Annotated in this window: 19 protein-coding genes and 1 pseudogene; 12 read left to right on the top strand and 8 right to left on the bottom strand. The window is 59.8% G+C overall.

The window, feature by feature from the left end; translation table 11 throughout:
• Positions 1 to 201 precede the first annotated feature (201 nt).
• A pseudogene (locus Q3C01_RS10115) lies at positions 202 to 405 on the top strand (transposase domain-containing protein); the annotation flags it as partial.
• 33 nt (positions 406 to 438) lie between these two features.
• On the opposite strand, the gene Q3C01_RS10110 reads toward Q3C01_RS10115, so the two are convergent.
• Both Q3C01_RS10110 and Q3C01_RS10105 read right to left on the bottom strand, forming a co-directional pair.
• On the bottom strand, positions 439 to 789 hold the full coding sequence (locus tag Q3C01_RS10110; protein ID WP_458145176.1) for a type II toxin-antitoxin system VapC family toxin: 351 nt from the start codon (positions 787 to 789) through the stop codon (positions 439 to 441).
• A gap of 17 nt (positions 790 to 806) precedes the next feature.
• Positions 807 to 1,088: an AbrB/MazE/SpoVT family DNA-binding domain-containing protein gene (locus tag Q3C01_RS10105; RefSeq protein ID WP_458145175.1), complete on the bottom strand. Its 282-nt coding sequence runs from the start codon at positions 1,086 to 1,088 to the stop codon at positions 807 to 809.
• Positions 1,089 to 1,895: 807 nt separating this feature from the next.
• Here Q3C01_RS10105 and Q3C01_RS10100 point away from each other — a divergent pair.
• Positions 1,896 to 2,117 carry a hypothetical protein gene (locus tag Q3C01_RS10100; protein ID WP_458145174.1) on the top strand — a complete coding sequence of 74 codons (222 nt, stop codon included), beginning with the start codon at positions 1,896 to 1,898 and terminating at the stop codon, positions 2,115 to 2,117.
• 144 nt (positions 2,118 to 2,261) lie between these two features.
• Here the strand turns inward: Q3C01_RS10100 and Q3C01_RS10095 are convergent, their stop codons facing one another.
• Positions 2,262 to 2,555, bottom strand: a complete 294-nt coding sequence (locus Q3C01_RS10095) for a hypothetical protein (RefSeq protein WP_458145173.1) — start codon at positions 2,553 to 2,555, stop codon at positions 2,262 to 2,264.
• 1,146 nt (positions 2,556 to 3,701) lie between these two features.
• On the opposite strand from Q3C01_RS10095, the gene Q3C01_RS10090 reads away from it, so the two are divergent.
• The 3 genes from Q3C01_RS10090 (at position 3,702) to Q3C01_RS10080 (ending at position 8,176) form a co-directional block, all read left to right on the top strand.
• Complete coding sequence (locus Q3C01_RS10090; RefSeq protein WP_458145172.1) at positions 3,702 to 5,168, top strand: ATP-grasp domain-containing protein; 1,467 nt, start codon at positions 3,702 to 3,704, stop codon at positions 5,166 to 5,168.
• Positions 5,165 to 6,406, top strand: coding sequence for an NAD(P)-binding domain-containing protein (locus tag Q3C01_RS10085; RefSeq protein WP_458145171.1), 1,242 nt, complete (start codon positions 5,165 to 5,167; stop codon positions 6,404 to 6,406). The genes Q3C01_RS10090 and Q3C01_RS10085 overlap by 4 nt, the downstream gene beginning before the upstream one ends.
• A 792-nt stretch (positions 6,407 to 7,198) precedes the next feature.
• The gene (locus Q3C01_RS10080; protein ID WP_458145170.1) at positions 7,199 to 8,176 is read left to right on the top strand and encodes a glycosyl transferase family 90; all 978 of its coding nucleotides are present in this window, start codon (positions 7,199 to 7,201) and stop codon (positions 8,174 to 8,176) included.
• Between the two features lie 314 nt (positions 8,177 to 8,490).
• Here Q3C01_RS10080 and Q3C01_RS10075 read toward each other — a convergent pair whose 3' ends face one another.
• Complete coding sequence (locus tag Q3C01_RS10075; RefSeq protein WP_458145169.1) at positions 8,491 to 8,913, bottom strand: hypothetical protein; 423 nt, start codon at positions 8,911 to 8,913, stop codon at positions 8,491 to 8,493.
• A gap of 218 nt (positions 8,914 to 9,131) precedes the next feature.
• On the opposite strand from Q3C01_RS10075, the gene Q3C01_RS10070 reads away from it, so the two are divergent.
• Genes Q3C01_RS10070 through Q3C01_RS10060 form a run of 3 tightly spaced genes read left to right on the top strand, consistent with a single transcriptional unit; the run spans position 9,132 to position 11,717 of the window.
• Complete coding sequence (locus Q3C01_RS10070) at positions 9,132 to 9,992, top strand: YqaJ viral recombinase family protein (protein WP_458145168.1); 861 nt, start codon at positions 9,132 to 9,134, stop codon at positions 9,990 to 9,992.
• Positions 9,976 to 11,148 (top strand): ERF family protein, encoded by a 1,173-nt coding sequence (locus Q3C01_RS10065; RefSeq protein WP_458145167.1) that lies wholly within the window; start codon positions 9,976 to 9,978, stop codon positions 11,146 to 11,148. The genes Q3C01_RS10070 and Q3C01_RS10065 overlap by 17 nt, the downstream gene beginning before the upstream one ends.
• The gene (locus Q3C01_RS10060; protein WP_458145166.1) at positions 11,145 to 11,717 is read left to right on the top strand and encodes a hypothetical protein; all 573 of its coding nucleotides are present in this window, start codon (positions 11,145 to 11,147) and stop codon (positions 11,715 to 11,717) included. Before Q3C01_RS10065 ends, Q3C01_RS10060 begins: the two co-directional genes overlap by 4 nt.
• A gap of 8 nt (positions 11,718 to 11,725) precedes the next feature.
• Here the strand turns inward: Q3C01_RS10060 and Q3C01_RS10055 are convergent, their stop codons facing one another.
• Entirely contained in the window at positions 11,726 to 12,604 is an 879-nt protein-coding gene (locus Q3C01_RS10055; RefSeq protein WP_458145165.1) for an aldose 1-epimerase family protein, read from the bottom strand.
• A gap of 272 nt (positions 12,605 to 12,876) precedes the next feature.
• Here Q3C01_RS10055 and Q3C01_RS10050 point away from each other — a divergent pair, with 272 nt between their 5' ends.
• Complete coding sequence (locus Q3C01_RS10050; RefSeq protein WP_458145164.1) at positions 12,877 to 13,410, top strand: NUDIX hydrolase; 534 nt, start codon at positions 12,877 to 12,879, stop codon at positions 13,408 to 13,410.
• A gap of 53 nt (positions 13,411 to 13,463) precedes the next feature.
• On the opposite strand, the gene fcl is transcribed toward Q3C01_RS10050, so the two are convergent.
• The 3 genes from fcl to Q3C01_RS10035 all read right to left on the bottom strand — a co-directional run bounded on the left by fcl (position 13,464) and on the right by Q3C01_RS10035 (position 16,102).
• Complete coding sequence (fcl, locus tag Q3C01_RS10045) at positions 13,464 to 14,420, bottom strand: GDP-L-fucose synthase (protein ID WP_458145163.1); 957 nt, start codon at positions 14,418 to 14,420, stop codon at positions 13,464 to 13,466.
• Positions 14,401 to 15,471 carry a GDP-mannose 4,6-dehydratase gene (gene gmd, locus Q3C01_RS10040; RefSeq protein WP_458145162.1) on the bottom strand — a complete coding sequence of 357 codons (1,071 nt, stop codon included), beginning with the start codon at positions 15,469 to 15,471 and terminating at the stop codon, positions 14,401 to 14,403. The genes fcl and gmd overlap by 20 nt, the downstream gene beginning before the upstream one ends.
• Before the next feature lie 226 nt (positions 15,472 to 15,697).
• Complete coding sequence (locus Q3C01_RS10035) at positions 15,698 to 16,102, bottom strand: hypothetical protein (RefSeq protein WP_458145161.1); 405 nt, start codon at positions 16,100 to 16,102, stop codon at positions 15,698 to 15,700.
• An 814-nt stretch (positions 16,103 to 16,916) separates the two neighbouring features.
• Between Q3C01_RS10035 and Q3C01_RS10030 the strand changes: the two genes are divergently transcribed.
• From Q3C01_RS10030 to Q3C01_RS10020, 3 genes are all read left to right on the top strand, one after another.
• Positions 16,917 to 17,240 carry a hypothetical protein gene (locus tag Q3C01_RS10030; RefSeq protein ID WP_458145160.1) on the top strand — a complete coding sequence of 108 codons (324 nt, stop codon included), beginning with the start codon at positions 16,917 to 16,919 and terminating at the stop codon, positions 17,238 to 17,240.
• Between the two features lie 756 nt (positions 17,241 to 17,996).
• Positions 17,997 to 19,781: a hypothetical protein gene (locus tag Q3C01_RS10025; protein ID WP_458145159.1), complete on the top strand. Its 1,785-nt coding sequence runs from the start codon at positions 17,997 to 17,999 to the stop codon at positions 19,779 to 19,781.
• Between the two features lie 131 nt (positions 19,782 to 19,912).
• Positions 19,913 to 21,367: a hypothetical protein gene (locus Q3C01_RS10020; RefSeq protein ID WP_458145158.1), complete on the top strand. Its 1,455-nt coding sequence runs from the start codon at positions 19,913 to 19,915 to the stop codon at positions 21,365 to 21,367.
• Positions 21,368 to 21,892 lie beyond the last annotated feature (525 nt).

The raw sequence follows: 21,892 nt of genomic DNA, 5'->3' as shown, positions 1-21,892 counted from the left end.
TCCAATTCAGACCAAATAACGGCCTGACGCCAACGATCGCCAATCGACGTCTCCATGTATTGGTGCCCACCGCCACGCGGGCACGCCGTCGAGTTCACGCGAAGGAAACCTAACGCAATCTCGACGGCAACGTATCATGCCAACGTCGGGATCGGGACAAAAGACATCGGGCGGCACCACAATTTTGTCAGCTCGGCTGCAAGAAACCACCTGTTCGCCGGATCCGACGGCGGCACCGCACGTTGGGCAACCGTCTGCTCCCTCATCGCCACTGCCAAGCTCAACGACGTCGAGCCCTTCGCCTATCTTGAGGACGTGCCCCAGCGCATGTCCAACGGGCACCCTATGAACCGGCTCGACGAGCTCCTGCCCTGGAGCTGGCGACCAGCGGCCGCCGTCAACTGACACCACACGTGTCAGGAATGGACGCTTACAAGGTTACGCGCTCCGCGCGTTGATGCTGCCAAGCGCGTGGGCAGTTTTGACGAAATCGCGATCGAAGCTGATGAAGGCCTCGCAGCCTTCCGCCTTGGCCAAATGCAGGCCATCGGCAAAATCGACGCCCTTGCGCATCCAATCCAGCGCCTTCGCCGCTGCAACACTGTCTTCCAACGTGATGCGCGGCAGCCCGGCAAAATCGGTGAGGGCTTTGGCGCACTGGGCAGCGGAAAATCCATAGACGCTGCGGAGCACCCACTCGGTCTCGAGCAACACCGTGGTGCAGATGAAGACGTCATTGTTATCGATCAGCCTGCGGGCCTGTGCGGCCTGGGCGTGATCGTCGTTCACAAGGCCGTACGATGAGATTAGTATCGATGGCGAGCATGCCGCCGTTTCGCCTCGGCGGCGACCCCCGCGTCCATATCTGCAATCGACCTTGCCGGGCCCTCATAAGGCAACGACCCAAAGACGTCCTTCGGACGCGTGGCTGCGAAGGCGGGCTTCGCCTTCAGCAAGACGCCATCGGGGGTATCCTCCACCGTCAGCTCCGTCCCGGCGGGCCAACGCCGCTGGTCCCGGATCGCCTTGGGCAAGATCACCTGGCCCTTGCTCGATACGGTGGTGGTCAGTTTCGTTCTAGCAGACATCGGCTCTCATCCGGTAAGACGAAAGTAAGATAAGGCGAGAGGCCGGATGGCAAGGATACCGAGAGTCGCGAAGGCCAACACGGCCACCGTTCAGACATACGAGGATGAATTTCGCGGCCAATGGGGAGTGGTTTCGCGAAGTCACCAGGCTGAACGGCAGCGCGGCAGAACTAAAGTTCCGTGCGGTTTGTAGCGCCCCCTGCACCAGAATGCCGAGGCCGTAATAAGAGGGATAGCTTGTGCAGGCACGAGCCGGGTCTTAAGCTTCGATTGCTGCCATTGAAAGCAAGAGGAGACGAAAATGCGCGCTTTCGCTGCCTCGTTCTTCGCACTGGCTTCGCTAGTGCAGGCTCATGCCCAAGGCACCGCCGAGACGCCCAAAAGGCCAGACGCAGGCCTCAACAATATCTGCATGTACACGATACGCGGGTATCCGCGAGAGGTGCCGGCGGGCGTGAATATCTGTTGGCGCGTCGCATATCCGTATCTGTCGGAGTACGCGCTATTGCACTGTGACCCGAAAAACAACTTCCAGGAGATCACTACGGTGAGGCATGGCGATCCCCGATGTGAGCGATACGAGGATCGGCAATAGCCTGGGTCATGTTCGTGTTGACGTAACGAAGACTGTCATCGGACGACGTCCTTTGGCAGCGCGGCGATACGCTCGCCGGCATCGCGCAGCGTCAGGCACTTTGATCGGTTCGTCAAATGGGCGGCCCCAGCCCCGATCTGTCATTCGTTGCGTTTAGCGTTAGGGGGGACTTTGCTGTCTACAGTATGGAGCCGGACACAGGTCCCGCTTTCGTGCAGCTCGAGCCATCCGCGCTCGACCGCGTGCTTGATCCCTGCGCCGAACTCCGGGCCGCTGCCTTTCAACGTGTAGAGGAAAAGGGCATTGATTTTCTCTATGTGGATCCGGCAGTCCTGAACGACTTCGATGCCGGTGGCGAGCTCGATGAGCTTGCGCGCTGCGGCTTCCGGGTTAGCGAGGGGACGTTCGGCGTGAGCTTCATGAACCAAACCTAGCGCGATCGCGCATCGGGAAGATACTCATGATCGGCTCACTGCCGCCCCTCAGGATCGCGCCACGCCTGCCGCAAGCTTTGCAGATGAACCGCGGCTACAGTGTTCGGCTCCCGATCCGGGGATGTTCGCCGTTTGGAACGCTTGCTACCCCAACATGAGGATGTGTGTTCGGGTATGTTCCACTTGACGTATGCCTAAACCCTGCCCGCGCGACCTTTCGGATTTGCGCTCGCGAGGCAGTCGGAGCTGCTCTAGTCCTTGCTCTATTACGCGCAGATCCTCCTCAACCTGCTTCAGAGCCGGGCGCGGATTGATGCCGGACGCAGCTTGTAGGCCTCCGAGCAACTGGCGCCGAAGTTCACGCATCTCCTCCAATGCTCGGCGGTTCTTCAAACGTACATAAGCGGAAACGATCAATTCAACGGTGTTCGATGGCATGGGTGCTCCGAAAATACGCTTCCTGAAAGAGGCACTGTCGGGCTGGAAATACGGATCCCGACAGCGCGGTATTTTCTAACTGGGCACTGAAATCCCAGTTGATTTCGACTAGACAATGGTCATGCCACAGGTTTGTGACAGGCACGTCCTCGCGGGCAAATGAAGAGGCGCCAGCTCGGGGGGAAAGCTGGGGCCATCATCACGCAGACATGTACCTGACTATCAGGACCAGACGCCGAACCGGGAACCCGCTTCCGAAGCGTTCCCAAACGCGAACGCGCCGTGTGCGGTTGAACCTTCGCCTGGCCCATTCAGACCAATTGGTACCGGGATTTTTGCATCATCCCACCCGGGGCTGGACCGCCGCCGTCCGCGATAGATTTAAGCGGGCGGCGTTTTTGCTTTTGTCTCGAAGGGAGCGGCCCCGGCGCTCGGGGCTGGCAGAAACGCCGGAGCCGTCCACACGCCCGCCGCCGCAGTGCTGGACCGGAATCATTATTATATCGGCAAGGGTAAGCAGGGACGAGACAGCGCCAATGTCGCAATCTGCTTCCGCGCATTTAAGCCGCAAGGCGCTTTGACCGCAGCCGGTTGCAGGCGAGCGAGAACTGACACGTTTTGTTACTGTACAACCGACAAAGCACATTCAGGTTGTGTGGCTGAGAACCAAAGAAGATCGAAGCGAGGAGAGGTCTTCAAAATTTTGGGCCCAGCTCGAGGCGACTCAGAGCTGAGGCCAATTTTCCCGGGCCGACCGTAACATCAGCCCGGGCAGACAACATGCCTCACGGGGGCCACGATTGGGCAATCGGCCTACCTCGAATTTGCCGCATTAAAGCTGATCCTCAATCCAAGACTGCAGGCCGCGTTGGACGAGCGCGAGCCACCCTAACTTTTCGCAAAGGTTTCTATAGCCTTGATCCACGGCGGCATTCGTAGCGTCACCTGTTCGCTCGCAACAGCCCTTAGCGCTATCCTCCCAAATGGCCCGCCGACGAGAAACACTCCGGCGAGTGGATCTCCCTGGACTGGCGGCTCTGCCCCCGGATCGTCAAACGCGGCGTGGTGCATATCGCGCCGGGTATTCGTCGACTGCGTACCAGACCCCGCTTTTACGATGAACGTTTAGGTTAATTTCGAACTCGGATGGACGCTGATAAAGGCTGGATCATAGCATCGCCGGGTTGGAGCGGCACCGATCAATACTGCGGCCGCAACTTCAATGTTCGACGCGAGCCGCCGGGCCTTTCTGGCAACCGCATGCTAGCGGCCCAATCTATTTTGAAGATTGGTACAATGGATAGTTTGAACAAAGATCTTTCAGTGCTTCTAGCGTCTGCTTCGTTTGGTGGAACGATCGCCGCTGTCCGCCATCTCGCGAGATGCAATATCGACGTCGGCGTCCTATCGAGCCAACGCCTTGACGCAGCGGCATGGTCACGTCATGCGGCCCGCGTCTATTCGGCGCCGCCGGAAAGCAAGGGCCAACCGTTTCTTGAGCGGCTTGTTGCGATTGGCGCGGGCGATCCCGGTAAAATTTTGCTACCGACGTCGGACGAAACTGCCTGGATCTATACGGAAAACACCGAGCTTCTGGCTCGGTATTTTTGTATGTATCAGCCATCGCTTGCGACCTTGCAGCGCATTCTTAACAAGAAGCTTCTTGCGGATGCTGCAATCAACGCCGGCCTCACTGTGTTGCCGAGCTGGGACCCACGATCCATCGATGATGTCGCGAAGTTAGCGCCAAACCTACCCTATCCAATTCTTATAAAGCCCCGCACGCATGTTCACCGCCTAAGGAGCGACAAGGGGATAGTGGCCTATTCGTGCAGTGAGCTCTTGAACAAATACCAGCTATTTGTTGACAGCGAGCGGGACCGGGCGGCTGACAAGCCGCTTTTGGCTGATGCCCGCTTGCCTATTCTGCAACAATTTGTCCGAGTAGGATGCGAGGGAGTGCATTCGGTGACGGGCTTCATCGATCGGACCGGAGAGCTGTTTGTTAGCCGTAGCGCAACCAAGGTGTTGCAGCGATCCCAACCCATGGGGGTTGGACTTTGTTTTGAATCGCTGCCACCGGCCCCTGCACTTTCAGAGGCAGTTCGCCGCCTTTGCCGCGAACTAGAATATTTTGGAATTTTCGAGGTTGAGTTTGTTTTGTTTGATGGGCGGTGGGCGGTTATCGACTTTAACCCGCGCCTGTTCAATCAGATCGGGATGGACATCCGCCGAGGGATGCCGCTTCCTTTCCTTGCGTGCCTTGACGCTGTGGGCGACACCACATCCTTGCGCGATGCAGTCCGGAAGGCGCAGGCGCAGGATAATCAGCGAGTCGTCTTTTGCGATAGCTTTGCCGTGCGTGCATTCCTTTGTGCTCAGACCATCACAAGGCGAATGTCGTCCAAGGATCGCGCGTATTGGCGTTCCTGGCTTAGGAAGCACGGGGCCGATGTGGTCCATTACGCTGCAGACGGCAACGATCCACTTCCTGGAATCATCCATTCGCTCTCGCAGCTCCATCTGGGTGTCAAAGCTTTGCCGCGGTTCATGCGCTTGTCGGCGCTCGACGTCGCTTGGACGCCACGGGCAGTGATGCAGGAATTGTCATGAGCCGGGTCGCCGTCGCGATCATCGGAGCCGGTCCATATGGACTTTCGCTCGCCGCACATCTTTCGGCGCGTAAGGTAGAAAATCGCATTTTCGGACAGCCGATGCGATTCTGGTCCGATATCGCCGAGGCCGGCGGCGCGCGCTATCTCAAGTCCTTCTGTTTTGGAACCAATCTCTCTACACCGGCCCCGGGCTATTCCTTCGCTGATTATAACGAGCCGCGCGGTCTTGAGACGTTCGAGCCATGCTCGATCGCGAATTTCACGGAATACGGACTTTGGTTCCAACAACACAATGTGCCTTGGGTCGAGCCCGTCGAGGTTGAGCATGTTGAGCGGCAAAGCGACGGTTTTGATATCCTTCTGTCTGATGGAGAACGGCTCGTCGCAGACCGGGTCATAGTTGCAACGGGGTTGTCCGGCTTTGCGCATGTCCCGCCAGTGCTGGCATCCTTGCCACCTAATCTTGCAGTCCATACGTCCGGGGTGACCAGCTTCGCTGCATTCGCGGGGCGCGATGTCGCGGTGATCGGGGCGGGTCAGTCAGCGCTCGAGGCGGCTGCGTTATTGTGCGAAGCCGGCGCTCGGCCGCAGCTGCTCGTACGGGAGAGCTTGGTTCGCTGGCATGATCGCTCCTCACGCGAGCCTGGTCTCTGGGAGCGCGTGCGCTGGCCCGTCTCGGGGCTCGGCAGCGGGCTAAAAGCCAAGGCGCTGACCCAATTTCCCGGCGCGCTGCATCGAGTGCCCAGCAACTGGCGAACGCGGTTCGTCAACAGCCACCTGCCAGCGGAGGGGGCATGGTGGCTGCGCCACCGCGTTGAAAATCGGTTGCCAATCCATCTCAATGTAACTGTCGTCAAGGCGCGCGAAGTGTCCGGGCGCGTGGCACTGGCGCTGCGCGATGCAGGCGAACGTCGGCTGATGGTTGACCATGTCATCGCCGGCAGCGGTTATGACATCGATGTTGGCCGTCTGACGTTCATCTCTCGGGATCTGCGATGTGCGATCCAATGCCTTGGGCGCGCGCCGCAACTGAACGCTTACTTCGAGGCGTCGGTACCGGGACTTCACTTTGTCGGCCCCCCCTCCGCGATGAGCTTTGGGCCGCTCTTTCGCTTCGTGATCGGCGCCGAATACAGCGCGCGGGTGGTTTCGCGCCGTCTGTCGGCGCGAGCCGGCCTTCTTGCTGACCAACAATGGGCTTACTGGCGCCCGGCGCGCGCATCCCACCCGGATTGATCGTCGACGGCGGCATCGGAGAGGTTCTGCTTTGTCGGTGGCTGCACCTGCTCACGCGGCCATCAATGACCTCACAATTCCGCAATTACTGCGCGTCATAGGTGTGGACATCGATATATATCATTGAAAGCATCCACCGAAGGCGTGGATGATCCGACGCGAAAACATGGGCGGCATGCAACGATTGGCGCTCACGGCCGCTTCGAGCTATCCTCACACGACCAAGACCGTGATCATGGCGATTGGGGGCTGGGACGTAGGAACGGGAGTTTCGAGACGATCCGGTGATTGGACCTTTCGAACTACGGAGTGGCCAAAACGTTCCTGCCAACGCGCTCTGACGCGCTCCATGGCCACGGATTTATCCAGAGCCGGAGCTTGCTGCAGCAGCCCAGGCGAAATGCTTCGCGCCTCAGTCTTTCCCACGATCCAAGAAGAGTTTGGCGTCTGCGATAAACGCACGCGCATCGCCAGATTTCGATCTAAGAAGGTATGAAAGAAAGGCAGTCGTTTGCCGGCCGGCGCGGCGCGATATTGTCGAAGCCGCTCTAGTGTGGATTTACATTGGGTTCGGTCGCGCTGCATGCCTCGAGCACATCTGCGGGATCCTTTTTAACAGTGAAACGCATGCAGGCACTTCAGTCTACGTTGCGCAGGGGTTGGAAGTGGGCGTTCGGTAGACTGCAGGGGCCACCCCAGGTCCTGAAGCCAGCATCATTTGGCTCATACCTGCGGGGTGGCGTTGCCGCTATTCCAGAGCCGGCCGCGCTGCCGTGCTGGATGCACGAACAGGTGGCCGCCGAACTCGACTTCTTTCGAGATGGCATAACGCCCGCAAGGCTGGCGGCCGCCGAACCGTTCTACGCGCACGAATACCACAACCACTACGTCCACTATGCGGTGAGGACCGGCAGGCTGCGTTGCTTGACGTCGTCGCGAGGCTTCCCAGCCTACATCGCCGAGAGGTTCCGGACGATGAACCCGGTATTCGCGGTTCTGGCGCAGACCCTGCCAGACATCGACTTCGTCATCTATCTCGGGGACGGATTCGATGGGTGGTCGAAGGGCTGCGACGCGCCGGTCCTGACATTTTCCAAGCGCGCGGATGTCGACGAAAACGGACTCCTGATCCCCGATCCGCTCACCCTCGCGTCAGCCCGTCAACTGCGCGCCAACGTGAAAGCCGGCTGTGCGGCGTTCCCTTGGGATTCGCGCGAGCCGCTGGCCTTCTGGCGCGGCGCCACCACCGGCGGCCCATTCAATCTTGACAATTATCCGGAGGGGGTGCGCTTCCGACTGGTCGAATGGTCGCAGCGACGACCCGATCTTGCCGATGCGTTGTTCACCGGCTTCCACGATGCTTCGCCGGACATCGAGCCGATAGTGCGGACCAACAGCTGGCTCGGCCAGCCCGTCGGGATTCGGGATCACTTCCGCTTCAAGTATCAGGTGCTGGTTGATGGATTCACTTCACCCTGGCCCCGCTTCTTCTGGGTATTGCACGGCGATTCGGCCATCCTGAAACAAGAGTCGGGACTGCTGGGCTGGTTCGACGCCGGCGTCGAACCTTGGGTGCATTATATACCGCTCGCGCCGGACCTCGCCGATTTGGACGTGCGTGTCAGCTGGGCGCGAACCCATGAGCAAGAGGTGCGTGCCATGGTCGGGCGGGCCGGTCGTTTCGCCTGCGAGAGTCTCACCGACGCCTCACTGCTCGGCTATATGCGCCTGCTGCTCACGAGGTACGCCAGCCTGCTCAGGGGCTTCTGAGGCGCAAAAAGTCTGCCCCCGCTTCATGCAGTTCAGGCAAGTTCGTGTGCAACGGCACAAGGATCTCTTTCGCCCCGACTGGAACCGTTGCCGCCGGGGCCGAGGCATGCTGACCGAGCGGGTCCGCCACAGCGGCCGAGGACGGCGCCGATCAGCTTGCGACCTCCAAGCTACCGCATTTTCTACCTCTCGATCTGGCGGCCCACCAAGCCACCGCAATCAATGAGCAGAACGGTGCATCGCCGTCGAGGAGCTTTGCCGGAGCGCCCAGCGCGATGGGGCGAAAATCCAGAACGAAGCCAACTGACTGTGCATCACCCTCGCTCGAGGGCTAGCGAGCGAAGCGCCCGCCTCTGCAGGACCAAAGCGGCCCGCTCGTAGCGCTCAAGCCGTGCGAGTTGTTGCAATCGGGCCGGGAGGGGGCGCTCCAGCAGCGCGGCCAACATGTCGTGCCGCAAACTGCGGATGCGCAGCAGTGCGAACTTGGACCGTGCAAGCGCCACCGCCGCGTCCGACCCGATCTGAGGCCCGAGCCCCGACGCAATCGCGACCGCAAGATTTTCGGTCGCAGCTGGATCGCTGCTAACGCTGCGCGCCAAACCATGGCGCACCGCATTTTGGCTGGATTTGCTTTTTCCGCCCGCCGTTCTCGGGCCGGTGCTGCGTGTGGCGTTGCGGCGATTGGCTTCGATTTGTCGATGTGAGGCCATGCCCGGAGGCCTTTGGCTATCGCTCATCGCGACACCGAAAAATTCACTCCAAAATATTGTAAATTCAAGGTTTTTTAGGCCAGAAAGAGCAACAAATTTGCTGCAAAAGGACTGGCATTCCCGCGCAAAAGGAGCGTTACTGAATAGACCCGGGCGCAATAGACGGCCCCGGTATCTCCCCCCGCAGGTGCGGGGCTTTTGGCAGTGCGGCGACAAGCCGCGGTGCCAAACCAAGGGAGATACCGATGACCACGATTTCAACCGACGGCGCCGAGGCGCCCGATCGCATTGTCAGGTTTAACCCCAACGACCGACGCGCCTTTATCGGCGGCTCGGACGCGCGCGTGATCATGGGCGACGATCAGGACGAGCTCACTCGCCTGTGGCGGGAAAAGCGCGGCGAGATCGCGCCGCAGGATTTTTGCCGCAACCTGATCGTCCAACTCGGCATTGCCACTGAAGAGCTCAACCGCAGCTGGTACCAGGGCGCCACGGGGCAGGCGATCACTGACATCCAGAAGCGGGTTCGGCATCCCGTCCACTCCTGGATGGCGGCCACCCTGGACGGCATGATCGCAGAGACCGGCGCTGTGTTCGAGGCCAAGTTCATGCTGCCGTGGGCCTTCACCGATGAAGCCGCGGTTGAAAAGCATATGGCGCAGCTGCAGCACAACGTGTGGGTGGTCGCGGCACGCTCGGCCGTGCTCTCGATCATCACCGGCGGCGGCAAATGGGTCGAGACCACCGTCCATGCCGATCCGCTCTACCAGCACCTGCTGCTGACCGCGGAGAAGAAGTTCTGGCGCTGCGTGCAAAGCGGCGAGCCGCCGCTCCTTTTCGCCATCGAGACCCCGCGCCCACGGCTCGCCGCCGTCAAGGTCGTCGATATGACCTCTTCCAATCGGTGGGCCGATTGTGCCGCGACTTATCTGCGCACCCGGGACGCCCATGGCGAGCACGAGCTTGCCAAGGCGGAGCTGAAGAAAGTCATGCCCGAGGACGCCAAGGAAGCGTTTGGCCACGGCATTCGCGCCAAGCGCTCCAAAGCCGGCGCGGTCAGCTTTGATCCGGTTGAGATGGAGAGCGTCCATGCATCAGGCCAGTGAGCATATCGGGGCGATTGCGGCAGCGCTGGCCAAAGCGCAGGCCGAACTGACCAACCCGGAAAAAACCATGACTGCTCAGATCCGCTCGCCGTTCCTGCGCGATGACGACCGGACCTTCCGCTACGCCTCGCTGGCGAGCGGCCTCGACATCGTGCGCAAGACCCTGAGCCAGCAGGAGATCGCCACCATCCAGACCACCCGGGTCGAGGAAACCACCGGCCACATCCATCTCACCACCCTGCTCGCCCATTCCTCCGGCGAATGGATCTCCTCCGACTGGCCGGTCTGCGCCACCAGAGATGTCGAGGCGCCGCATCGCATGGGCGCAGCGCTGACCTACGCCCGACGCTATGCCTTGTTCGCCCTGGTCGGGATTGCCGGTGAGGACGATCTGGACGCGCCCGACGCGGTGGCCAGCCCGCCGGCCGCAGGGCCGCAAGCAGTCTCTGGCGCGAAGACTAAGCCGGCCAAGGGCGTGCTCAACCGTGCGCCGGTTTTGGGGCTGCCACAGTCCGCTGAGCTCCGGGAGCAGCTGTTGAGCCAGCTCGCATCCCTAACCCTCGGCAACGACCTGCTCGCCTGGGCCAAGGCCAGCCTGCCGCTCAAGAACACCCTGCTGGAGACAGATGCCCGCGTCGTCGAGGCCGCCTATCAGATTAAGCTTGAGGACGTCGCGCGTCCCGCAGCCGGCTTGGCCGACCAAGCGGCAGAGCAAGGCCTATCGCCAGAGCCGCCCTTGGCAGCCGTTGCGGACGCTGAGGCCGCGTTGCAGCGGTCGCTGCCGGTTAGCCGAGGAGACGGGCTCGCTTATCCCAAGGATCCGCCCCGCAAGCGCAGCAAAGCGCACCTGCTGTTTGTCCGGGAGCAGCCCTGTCTCGTCTGCCAGCAGACCCCGTGCGATGCGCACCATCTGAAGTTCGCTCAGCCTTGGACTCTCGGCCGCAAGGTCAGCGACGAATTCACCGTCCCCTTGTGCCGCGCCCACCATCAGGAGCTACACCTGCACGGCAACGAACGGGCCTGGTGGGCGAACCTGCAGATCGCGCCGCTGCCGGTCGCGCAGGACTTGTGGGCGGCGAGTCCGGTCGACGCTGTGACGACCGCCGCTATCATCAGCGCGGCTCCCGCACAGCTTGGACCGGAGGGCTCCCGATGAACGGTCCCTGTCAAACGGCGCAGCAGCTCACTGCCACCGCGCTGCCGATCGAGTTTGAAGTGCTCGCACCGCCGCCCCTGCTGCTGCCTGGCGAACGGCTTGATCACTATCAGGCGCTGCGGCAGGTGATCTTCGCAGACCTTGCGCCGCGATCCGCCATCGAGTGGCTGCTCGCCATCGACATCGCCGAGCTGTGCTGGGAAATCCAACGCTATCGCGTGTTGCGACACAAGCTTCTGGAGACCTATCGCCAAAAGGCGATTGAGGCATCGCTACGGCGCATCGACATGGTCGGGATCGCTCCCGACTTGGAAGATCAAGCGGAATACTACACGCTGCAAAATGCCTTGAGCTGGCGGGTTGATCCAATCGCTGCAAGCGAAATCGACGCGCGCCTTGCGTCCTGTGGCTTCGATGCGCACGCCATCACCACCGAAGTTTACGTCCAGGCGCGCGAGATCCTGGTCCTGTTCGAAGGCCTGCTCAATGCCGCACAAACCAAGCGCAGGTTGCTCCTTCGCGAGATGAGGAACCAACGCTTTACGGCACCAATGTATCATCGGCGATGAGATCCAATTCAGGTCCCTAACCCAACCGCAATCCGAAACGACAACGTCTCCTCAGACCCCGGCGCGATATGCATCACGCCGGGTTTGCTCGCAAATTCACCATCGAAACCTTGGGGGCTCGCATAACCGCGCCAAGGCTCGATGCAGAGGAACGGCGCCCCGGCAGGTTTTGACCAGACGCCAAGCTCGCGGAAGCCCGCCCATGACACCTCCACCCAGGGCCCCTGCGCCGCCGCGTAGCGAACGGATGGGCTCTCGAGGCAATCGAAGATGATCGCGTCATCGACGAACAGGGCTTCAGTGAGTGGGAGCACGCGGTGGTCGACCGGGCTTGGCGCCGAGGCGAATAACAACCCAGCTTCCAGCCGCCTGATCGGATGCGGTTCATCCCGGAAGAATGTCAGAGAATAGGCTTCCTTGCGCGCCCCGGGCGCGAGCGGCCAGTTGAAGGCCGGATGGCCGCCGACAGACGCCGGCAGCATCTCCCCGCCCGTGTTGACAACCTGAAACCGGACCTCCAGGCCGGCTGCGTCGAGGCTGTAGGTCACGACCAGCCGAAACGCGAATGGATAGATCGCCCGCGTCTCGGCATCGTCGCTCAGCGCGAGGACGCATTGCGTAGCACTTCGCTCGAGCCACACAAATCGCCGGTCGCGCGCAAAGCCGTGCTGCGTCATCCGGTACGCCTCGCCGCCATGGCGCAGCTCGTCATTCTTCAGACGGCCGACGATGGGAAATAACAGCGGCGCATGGCGGGGCCATTCCGCACCCGCCTGCCAGATGAATTCGAGGCCCGACTCGTGCTTCAGCGAGCACAGCTCGGCGCCTTGCGCCTTGATGGTCGCGCTCAAGGCGCCGCTTCGCAACGAGTGGGTGTCTTTCGTCATCTCTCTCATCTACGTCATCAATCTGCAAACGCTAGTAACGCTGATGCCGGCCGGACATCTGCTACGATGCAAGCCTCGGACGATCATTGGTAGACTTCCTTTCTTTCAGGAAGTCTACCAAAAATCTGTGAAGACAGGTAGGCGCAAGTCCATCGCGCTTTTTCTGGAGAACACCGTGTGCGAGTTACGACGCATGGTCTTGATCGGCATCGAGCTAGCTACTAGGACCGATATAGGAAATTGTTTTCATGAGGCGGCGGCATGGATGATCTTTGGCCCAGCATCGTCGAGACCAGGCGGGCCAGCGTTTCACCTTGGATGGAGGTGATTACACGGGATGTCCAACTATCGTCCAACGGAGCGTCGAAACCTACTACGCGATCGGTCAGCCGGACTATCTCGTGGCACTCGCCGTCACGCCGGATTCGCGCATCTTGCTGGTTCGTCAGTATCGTCCGGCAATCGAGCGGTTTTCACTGGAGCTGCCCGCAGGCTTATGCGAGCCGAACGAGGATCCATTCGCCGCAACCGCCAGAGAGCTGTCGGAGGAAACTGGCTATTTGACAAGTAGCGTCGAGCTTATTGGCAGGACAGCTACCTGCGCCAGCCGGATCACAAACTCGATGTATTCGTTTTTCATACGAACGCGCGAGCGCCGGCCCGACTTCGTCGAGGAGCCTGGTGTTTCCGTAAGTTCGGCGTCACCAGAGGAGCTTCGCCAATTGCTTCTGGCCGGTGAGTTTTGCGAGCAGACGCATTTGGGCGTGCTGGCTCTGGCTGCAGCCAGAGGATTGATCAGGCTCTAGCCGATGCGGATCTAGAATTTCAACAGAGGCCACGGACGAGAGATCGGCACGGGCTATCGCGGAGCGGCCGGACGGCTCGATAGATAGTCCTCATAGGCGCGCCTTACGCCCTCGGCCAGCGGGGTCCGCGCGCGCCAGCCGAGCTCCGTCAAGCGGCTGATGTCGAGCAGCTTGCGCGGCGTGCCGTCGGGACGCGACGTGTCGAAAACGATCTGGCCGCGATAGCCAACGATGTCGGCGACGACGCGGGCGAACTCGGCGATCGCAATGTCCTGGCCCGTGCCGATATTGATCAGCTCTGCGGCCGAATAGATCTTCATGAGGTAGACGCAGGCATCAGCCATGTCGTCGACATAGAGAAATTCGCGCCGTGGTGTGCCGGTGCCCCAAACCGCGACGCTGGCCGCGCCCGAGTGCTTCGCCTCGTGGAAGCGGCGGATTAGGGCGGCGACCACGTGGCTGTATTCGGGATGGTAGTTGTCGCCGGGCCCGTAGAGATTGGTCGGCATCACGCTGATGAAGTCGCGCTCGTATTGGCTGCGATAGGCCTCAACCATTTTGATGCCGGCGATCTTGGCGATCGCATAGGGCTCGTTGGTTGGCTCGAGCGGCCCGGTCAGCACCGAATCCTCGCGCAAAGGCTGCGGCGCGAATTTTGGATAGATGCAGGAGGAGCCCAGGAACATCAGCTTCTCGGCACCGTTCTGGTGCGCGGCGTGGATGACATTCGCGGCGATCGCCATGTTGTCGTAGATGAACTCGGCACGCAGGGTGTCATTGGCGACGATACCGCCGACCTTGGCGGCGGCCAGAAAGACGACCTGCGGCCGCGTTTTCGCAAACCAGTCGAACACCGCGGCCTGGTTGCGCAGATCGACCTCGCTGCGGTCGACGGTGACGAGGCGCACCTCCTCGAGTGCGAGGCGACGCATCAGCGCGGCTCCGACCATGCCGCGATGACCGGCGACGTAGACGCTTCTGCCCTTCAGCTCAAACGGTGTGGCGGCCACCAGCAGCCTCCCGCTTCGCGTCATCGAGATCGCTTGCCACCATCTCCTGCACCAGCTGCGCGAAGCTGCGCTTCGGCGTCCAGCCGAGTTGCGCGCGCGCCTTGCTGGCATCACCGACGAGGAGATCGACCTCGGTGGGACGGAAATACGTGCGATCAATCTTGACCAGCGTCTTGCCGCTCTTCCCATCGACGCCGGTCTCGTCGACGCCCTTGCCGCGCCACTCGATCCTGCGCCCGACCTCACCGAAAGCGAGTTCGACCATCTCGCGCACCGAGCGGGTCTCGCCCGTTGCGAGCACGAAATCACCCGGCTTGTCCGCTCGGAGGATCAGGTGCATGCCTTCGACATAGTCCCTGGCATGGCCCCAGTCCCGCTTGGCCTCGAGATTGCCGAGATAGAGCACCTCTTCCAGACCAACCTCGATGCGGGCAACCGCACGGGTGATCTTGCGGGTTACGAAGGTTTCACCGCGGATCGGACTCTCGTGATTGAACAGGATGCCGTTCGAGGCAAACATGCCGTACGCTTCACGGTAGTTCACCGTGATCCAGTAGCCGTAGAGTTTTGCCACCCCGTAAGGCGAGCGCGGATAGAACGGCGTGGTCTCCTTCTGCGGGATCTCCTGCACGAGGCCATAGAGCTCCGAGGTCGACGCCTGATAGAAGCGCGTCTCCTTCTCCATGCCGAGGATGCGGATTGCCTCCAAAAGGCGCAACACGCCAAGCGCATCGGCGTTCGCGGTATATTCCGGGCTCTCGAAGCTAACGCCGACATGGCTTTGTGCGGCGAGATTGTAGATCTCGGTCGGCCGGATCTGCTGCATCAGGCGGATCAGGTTGGTCGAGTCCGTCATGTCGCCGTAATGCATCCGGAACGGCACGTTCCCAAGATGCGGGTCCCGGTAGAGATGATCGACACGGGCAGTGTTGAACGAGGACGAACGTCGCTTGATGCCATGGACGACATAGCCAAGCGAGAGCAGATATTCCGAGAGGTAGGCGCCGTCCTGTCCGGTGACGCCGGTGATCAGAGCGACACGCTCAGCCATGTAGAACCTTGTTTTCAATCAAGCGGCTGGCCGACACCGACGGCCGAGAAAGCCGCCCCCCGACCGATCTTTCTTGGCCGCATCGGCCGACCAGGTCAACCCTGGGAACAGGTGAAAACCTCCTGGGCCGGTAAGGGCAGCCCGAAAGCCATTTGGGGCCGGGCAACGCAGCAGGTCGCGAAGCTGCGTTCGCACACCCTGGGCGGGTGAGCTATGCGGACCGACGTTATTCCGGATGGTTGACGGCGCTGACGAGCAGCGGGGGGCTCGAACCGGACACCGTGATCTCAACCGTCGAAGCCCCTTCGTCATGCCGGTTCTTGCCGACCACGTGGAGGGTGAACTTATCGCTCCCCGAAAAGTCCGGTTTTGCAAAATAGCGGAACCCGGGGCCGACCAGAACGATCTCGCCGCTCTTCGGCTTCTCCGTCACCTCAACCTTGTAGATCTGCATGGTCGACCAGCGCAGCCCCTGGATGCAATCGCCCCCCGGCGCGATGGTCATCGACCATTCCATGGTGTCGCCGGCAAGCTTGTACGGCTTGATGTCGCGCAGGCAGTTGGGCGTGGCGCAGGCCGCGGAGGCCGACGCAAAAAGGATCAACATTGCTGCGATGAATTGGCGTGACATTGGTTGGTCCCCCTTGCTTTGTGCGGCCGAGAATGGGGGATGGATATTGAATCATCGGTAAGTGCGACGAGTTGCCCGATACTCTTGGTAAATTGCCCGTTAGGGGTCGTGGCCGCCGGTGAGCGCAATTCCGCGATTCAGGCCCCAATTCGCCGTGCTTTGTCCGCATGAACCTCGAATCACTGGGTAACGCTGGCCTTCGGTCGAGGTCGCGGAGTTTGGGTGACCCGAGCAGCGCCGTCTCAATGTTGGGAATAATCAGGGCTTCGCCTCGCACATTCGCAATCTCGCGAACGTTCAAGCGGAACTTGCTTGGCCTTTTGGATTTGATCGATATCCACGAAGCGATTGGGTGATTTTGCGTGCTAGGTCTCGTTCTCCTCTTGTCGACAGCCGTGCTGTCATTCGCGGCCGGCTACGCTACGCGCACGGCAATCTCCCGCAAACGGCGCGAACGATATCGACTTTATGAACCTTACCTGAAGCCCACGAGCGCGAGCCAACCGCCGGCCTTTCTCATACGCTCTCCTACGAACTGGAATACACCTGTCGCATCTCGAAGATCCCGCGCAGGGTGATGAACCAAGGCGGAGCCGCATCATGGAACGAGCGCTCCACTCGCGTCGCCCAACGCCCGATCGAGGCAGGCGACCGCGTGCGCCAGTACTCCAAGCAGGGTCGCACCTTGGATGATCGGATCAGCTACCTGGCGCCTCGCACGATGCTATTCAGCCGGGGCATTGGCCTGTGACAGTTTCTTTTTGCGCGGAGATCGGCTAGGAGCTGGAGTCAAGAATCAAATTGGCAAATTTTGATGCAAATGCTTTCCTGGGTCGCCGTGGCCGTGACGTGTGTCGTGGTTCAGATCGTTGCTGCCGGATTGAGCCCGGCGGCAGCCGGTCCCAGCGCAGAGACTGCCAAGAAATGCGTGCACTATTCCTACCTGCTCTATCCCTATCAGCGCCCCGGGTCGGTGCGCATGAGCGGCGATCGCAACAATTATTTCAGGGATTGCATGGCGAAGGACGGCAACGTTCCGGAGCCACCTCCTCCGAAGCAATCGGGCGCGGCAACGGACAATTTTGAGCCGCTCTTCCTCGCCGGAAGGCGCGTCGTTGTGCTCGCGATGGATTATTGAAACGCGCCTCCATGCGCCCAGGCTTTGAGCCCAGCGCCCCCGATGCAGACAAGACGGCCGTGACGATCTCTGGCGTCATTGAAGCATTCGAGCGCAGGGAGGCGTTTCGAGGCATGGGCCAAGAAAGCCGTCCGGTAACTGCCCCCTTCTTCCCAAAAAAAACGAGATTGAAGGGCGAAATGCCAAAACAGGCGCCGCGCGAAGGGCGATAAGCGGCATAAAACTTGCGTCAAATACTCCCGTTAGACAGCGAAGGAAGAAACATTTTTGCGGAGTGACGCGTGCTTGGCCTGGTGATCCTGTTGTCGACTGCCGCGCTCTCTTTTGGAACGGGATACGCGACGCGGGCAGCGCTTTCGCGAGGGCGTCGCACGGAATACCTCAAATACGAGCCCTATCTGCCGGCCCGAACGCGCGAGCCGCCGGCCTTTCTCGTCCGCCCAAAAGCGGCCAGGCGGACTCCGTCTCGTCGCACATCCAACTCTGCCGGCTAAAGCAAAAGTGCCTCTTCGATGAACTTTCAGCCGGGGATGCTCGATGGCAGCCTTGAATTTATCCACTTGGCCGAATGACCACGGGATCTATAAAGTGCGCGGTCGAAGACTTTCATCATAAATCCCGAGTACTCCACCGGTAGGGCAACGACTAATCATGAATAGCACGCATCTGAACCGCCCGGCCGGGCATTCATTCCCGAGGACCAGGATCATTCTCAGCAACAACTGATCGTGGGGACCATAATGAGGATCAGACGCTGTGTATCGTAGATACTTGCTTTTCACGGTAGTCCTCGCGGGCTTCGTTGGGCTTGCCGGCGCAGGAACATGGAAATGGCTCAATCGCATCCAGATTGAGTCCTCAACCTATCGCGATAATAACGCGACGCAGCAAACCTTCCACGCTCGCGATGGCGCACTCCGTCTCACAAGGTTATTTCCGACCGATGCCACCGCTGTCCCGATATTCAATTGGGATCTCCGTCCCTCACCGGTGCCGGTTGAACTCGATGGAAAATCATTCATTGTTGTAGCGGCAACGAATGGAACCGTTGCCAGTATCGATCCAATCACAAGTAAGCTTCTCTGGGCCACGCGCCTACCGGCGCCGAGGGGTAGTCTGGTCCAGGTCGGGGCTACGCCAGCGCTTGCTGGCGACAAACTTGTGATCGTTTACTCGATCGACAAAAAAGAAGGCAACGAGGTGGTTCAATCACTCTATCGGGCTGCCCTATTGGATCTCAATTCAGGCAAGCTAGATTCGGATTTTCAGCCAATCGATTTCACTGCCGAAAAGCGCGAAGTACAGGGAAGGGGGATAATCAGATTCGCCCCGAAGTGGCAGATCTCACATTCCGATCTCGTCCATGTTGCAGAGCGACCTGACGAGCTTGGCATTGTCTATGTTGGATTCGGCGGTTCAAGAGAAGAAGGCCCCTGGCACGGCTGGTTATTTGAACTGGATCTCGATGCCTGGAAAGTAAAGAGCTCCGCTGCAATTCGCTCCGAACTAATAACCACGCCGGAGGCGGACTGTTCAGGCGCGGGAGAAACGCAAACAATTTGCGGAGGCGGAATATGGTCAGCAGCCGGCCCCCAAATCTATTTCGATCAAAAGGGGTATGAAATTCTAGTCCAAACAGGCAACGGCCGATTGGATCTTGCTCGAGGGAGCTATGCCCAGAGTCTCATGCGTATGAGGAAGGGATTAGCATTTGTACCCGCCTGCAGTGCAGTCGCTTGTGGCAAGACCAATCCCCAAGATCCGTCCAAGGAATGTCTTGAAACCTGCGACAACCTGTTCGTCCCGCGATTGCTTCCACAAGATCCTCCACTCGATCCAGAAGATGGCCGCTGCAAGGAAAAATCATTTCTCGAATGTCTTGCGGTGAGCGATTGGGACTTCGGTGCAAACGCACCGATCAGGATCCAATTGTCGTCGGGCACGGCGGTCTATGTCACGGCAGGCAAGGAAGGTGGAGTCTATCTGTTAGATGCAAAGCGAATGGGCATCCTCTACGATCGAAAGCCGGCAGTCGATTTATGCGGAGCGGTTTCCGATCCGTGCCAGGCAATATTTGAGGGGACTATGGCAACTCAACCCGTGCTCGGATGGATCGACGAAACGCCAGTCGTCGTCGTGGCAACATTTATGGCGGACGAAACACATCCCGCGGGCCTCGTTGCGTTCAAGGTCGTCGAGACGGACGGAACGCCGAGGCTCGAGCAGTTTTGGACTGCGCCGTCGAGGGATAGCCACGAGGCGGTGAAAATGTTCCGCAGCGCACCCACGAGAGCCTTGATTGCGGATTATCGGGGAGAGCCGATTGTCTGGCTTGCTGATCGCAATCCGGAGGGCCTCATCATTGGTGTGAGGCTGAGAGACGGAACGATTGTGGCTCGTGCCAAGACTGCCGGCACTCCAACGCCATACGTCAAGCCGCTTCTATTGAACGATGTTCTTTATATTGCGACTCAGCTGCCCGCAGCTAGAAACGGCGCCTGGCTCGAAGCGTACTCAATATCTCCGGAGAGCAAGCCTTGAGGCCTTGAGCGGCCACACGTGGGGCCAGTTCATCGACCGAGGGCTGCGAAACCGGTTTTCAGCTCGGGTTGCCATTTCCTGAATTTATCAAGTAGACGCTCGACAGGCAGAGTGGGGCGATCGATCATCAGATGATGGGGACCATAACTGACGATCAGGAGTCGGCCCGAGACGCACGCATTTTGCGGCTGACGTTCGGATTTGTGCTCATCGCGAACCTCGCCTGCAGCTTCTATGCCTCGATCGATGCTCGCGGCCTCTATCATGACGGCGTGTATTATTTAATCAAGATAGCTGATATCAAAGAGGTTTTTGTTCCGGGCCCGGCACGCACGACCATTGAGGCACTGAGGCAAACTCCCGTTGTCCTCCTATCCAGATTCACCGACCTGTCGCTATTTCAACTGGGGCAGGCATTTTCGTTTACTTTACTAATACTACCGACCGTGCTCTGCGCATTGTGTTGGCTCATCGCCCCACCCAGCCGGAAGGTTTGGATCCTATTTCCGCTCACCTACTTATTGGTCGGAGGCGCGCCGACCGCGATACATGCGATTGGAGAAGCCGCTCCTGCAGCCGGCTATTTCTGGATCTTGCTTTTCCTGCTTCTCTTCCGCCCACGCCACATCGCTTCGCAATTGCTATTCTTGCTGTTGTGCATTCCAGCATTCCAATTGCACGAAGCCTGCTTCCCGATGATGTTGGTTCTGCTCCTAGTCTGTTCGATAAGACTGCGGGGCTTGAACGACGTGCGAGAGCAGGTTTTTCTTGCTCTCAGCGCCATCTTGATTACGGCCATCATAATTTACGAGATTAGCTGGGTGCTGTATCCGCAATTTCCCGAGGATCGGGATGACAGCCTGGAAGCGCTATTAAAATTCCAATTCTTATACGTGGATGGTCATCTGAACGCGCCGCTGGTGACAGGAATATGTGCATTGCTGGCGCTTGCGACCACATCGATTGTCAACGCCACCGCGCCCCCTGGCGCGGCAAAGGTTTTCACCTGGACTATCGTCCTTGCATGGGTGCTATTTGCATTCACAACAGCAACAGCCACGCTGGTAATCGAGAGAACGTTTGCACCGCTCGCGCAGCTGGAGGCGCGTTATCACCCGGTGTTCGTGAGTGCCGCGCTGGGTATGGTGATGGTTTTATTGCTACGATTTCGCGTCCGTGCCTGGATGCGGCCCACGACCGTTTTCATCATCATTACGCTATGCGTGGCGCAAACCGTCGCTGATGTCGCGGGCACCCTCCGCTGGCATGCCTTCAAGGTCGATCTGCAGTCCCGGCTTACCAAAGCGCGCGGACTGATACCGTGGGAGGCCACACTACACACCGACGACAAGCGCGCGGACGTTAATTGGCATCTCATGGCGGCTCCATGGGTGATCCCGATAACGAGCGTCGTGTTTTCTATGAATGGCGTCGTCAATTCCTTGGTCGATCTGCCCATCGACATGATCGAACCGGACCGCCCAATCAATCCGCAGAAGCCCGATCTTTTACCGAAATTGCCTGGCGTCGATTACAGCCCCTACCGACAGTTTTATGTCGCGCAGAAACCGGCGACACTCCCATAATCGGCGGCCGCCGCTTTCTTCCCGCAAGACGAGAGACACAACGGCGAAACCCCAATCAGGTGCCGCGCAGACGAGAGTGCTTTAATGGCTTTGCCGGCATAAAACTTGCGTCAAATAGTCCCAGTAGACAGCGAAGGAAGAAACAATTTTGCGGAGTGTCGCCTGCTTGGCCTGGTGATGCTGTTGTCGACTGCCGCGCTCTCTTGGAAAGGGATACGCGACGCGGGCAGCGTTTTCGCGATGGCGTCGCACGGAATACCTCAAATACGAGCCCTACCTACCGATCCGAGCGAGCCGCCGGCCTTTCTCGTCCGCCCATCCGCGGATAGGAGGACTTCGCCTCCTCGCACATCCAACTCTGCTGCCGGCTAAGCAAAAGCGCGCTTTCGATAAGCTTCCGCCGGGGATCACGCAAGCCACGACTGCTGCCTGGAGCTCGCTGACTGCCACGCGCTCGCCAGACTTGGCAAGGTTCAGCGGCGAGACAAAATCGTCATCAACCGAAGATATGTCGGTGAAGCGAGC

The organism is Bradyrhizobium sp. UFLA05-109 (genome assembly GCF_054185165.1).
The sequence above is the reverse complement of the archived record's forward strand: the minus strand, read 5'-3'. Positions and strand labels throughout refer to the sequence as shown.

Coding starts and splice junctions, on each gene's coding strand:
- Q3C01_RS10020 (WP_458145158.1), top strand. CDS start 19,913: ATGATGGGGACCATAACTGACGATCAGGAGTCGGCCCGAGACGCACGC.
- Q3C01_RS10055 (WP_458145165.1), bottom strand. CDS start 12,604: ATGACGAAAGACACCCACTCGTTGCGAAGCGGCGCCTTGAGCGCGACC.
- Q3C01_RS10060 (WP_458145166.1), top strand. CDS start 11,145: ATGAACGGTCCCTGTCAAACGGCGCAGCAGCTCACTGCCACCGCGCTG.
- Q3C01_RS10030 (WP_458145160.1), top strand. CDS start 16,917: ATGCAAATGCTTTCCTGGGTCGCCGTGGCCGTGACGTGTGTCGTGGTT.
- Q3C01_RS10085 (WP_458145171.1), top strand. CDS start 5,165: ATGAGCCGGGTCGCCGTCGCGATCATCGGAGCCGGTCCATATGGACTT.
- Q3C01_RS10095 (WP_458145173.1), bottom strand. CDS start 2,555: ATGCCATCGAACACCGTTGAATTGATCGTTTCCGCTTATGTACGTTTG.
- gmd (WP_458145162.1), bottom strand. CDS start 15,471: ATGGCTGAGCGTGTCGCTCTGATCACCGGCGTCACCGGACAGGACGGC.
- Q3C01_RS10065 (WP_458145167.1), top strand. CDS start 9,976: ATGCATCAGGCCAGTGAGCATATCGGGGCGATTGCGGCAGCGCTGGCC.
- Q3C01_RS10035 (WP_458145161.1), bottom strand. CDS start 16,102: ATGTCACGCCAATTCATCGCAGCAATGTTGATCCTTTTTGCGTCGGCC.
- Q3C01_RS10090 (WP_458145172.1), top strand. CDS start 3,702: ATGGACGCTGATAAAGGCTGGATCATAGCATCGCCGGGTTGGAGCGGC.
- Q3C01_RS10070 (WP_458145168.1), top strand. CDS start 9,132: ATGACCACGATTTCAACCGACGGCGCCGAGGCGCCCGATCGCATTGTC.
- Q3C01_RS10075 (WP_458145169.1), bottom strand. CDS start 8,913: ATGAGCGATAGCCAAAGGCCTCCGGGCATGGCCTCACATCGACAAATC.
- Q3C01_RS10105 (WP_458145175.1), bottom strand. CDS start 1,088: ATGTCTGCTAGAACGAAACTGACCACCACCGTATCGAGCAAGGGCCAG.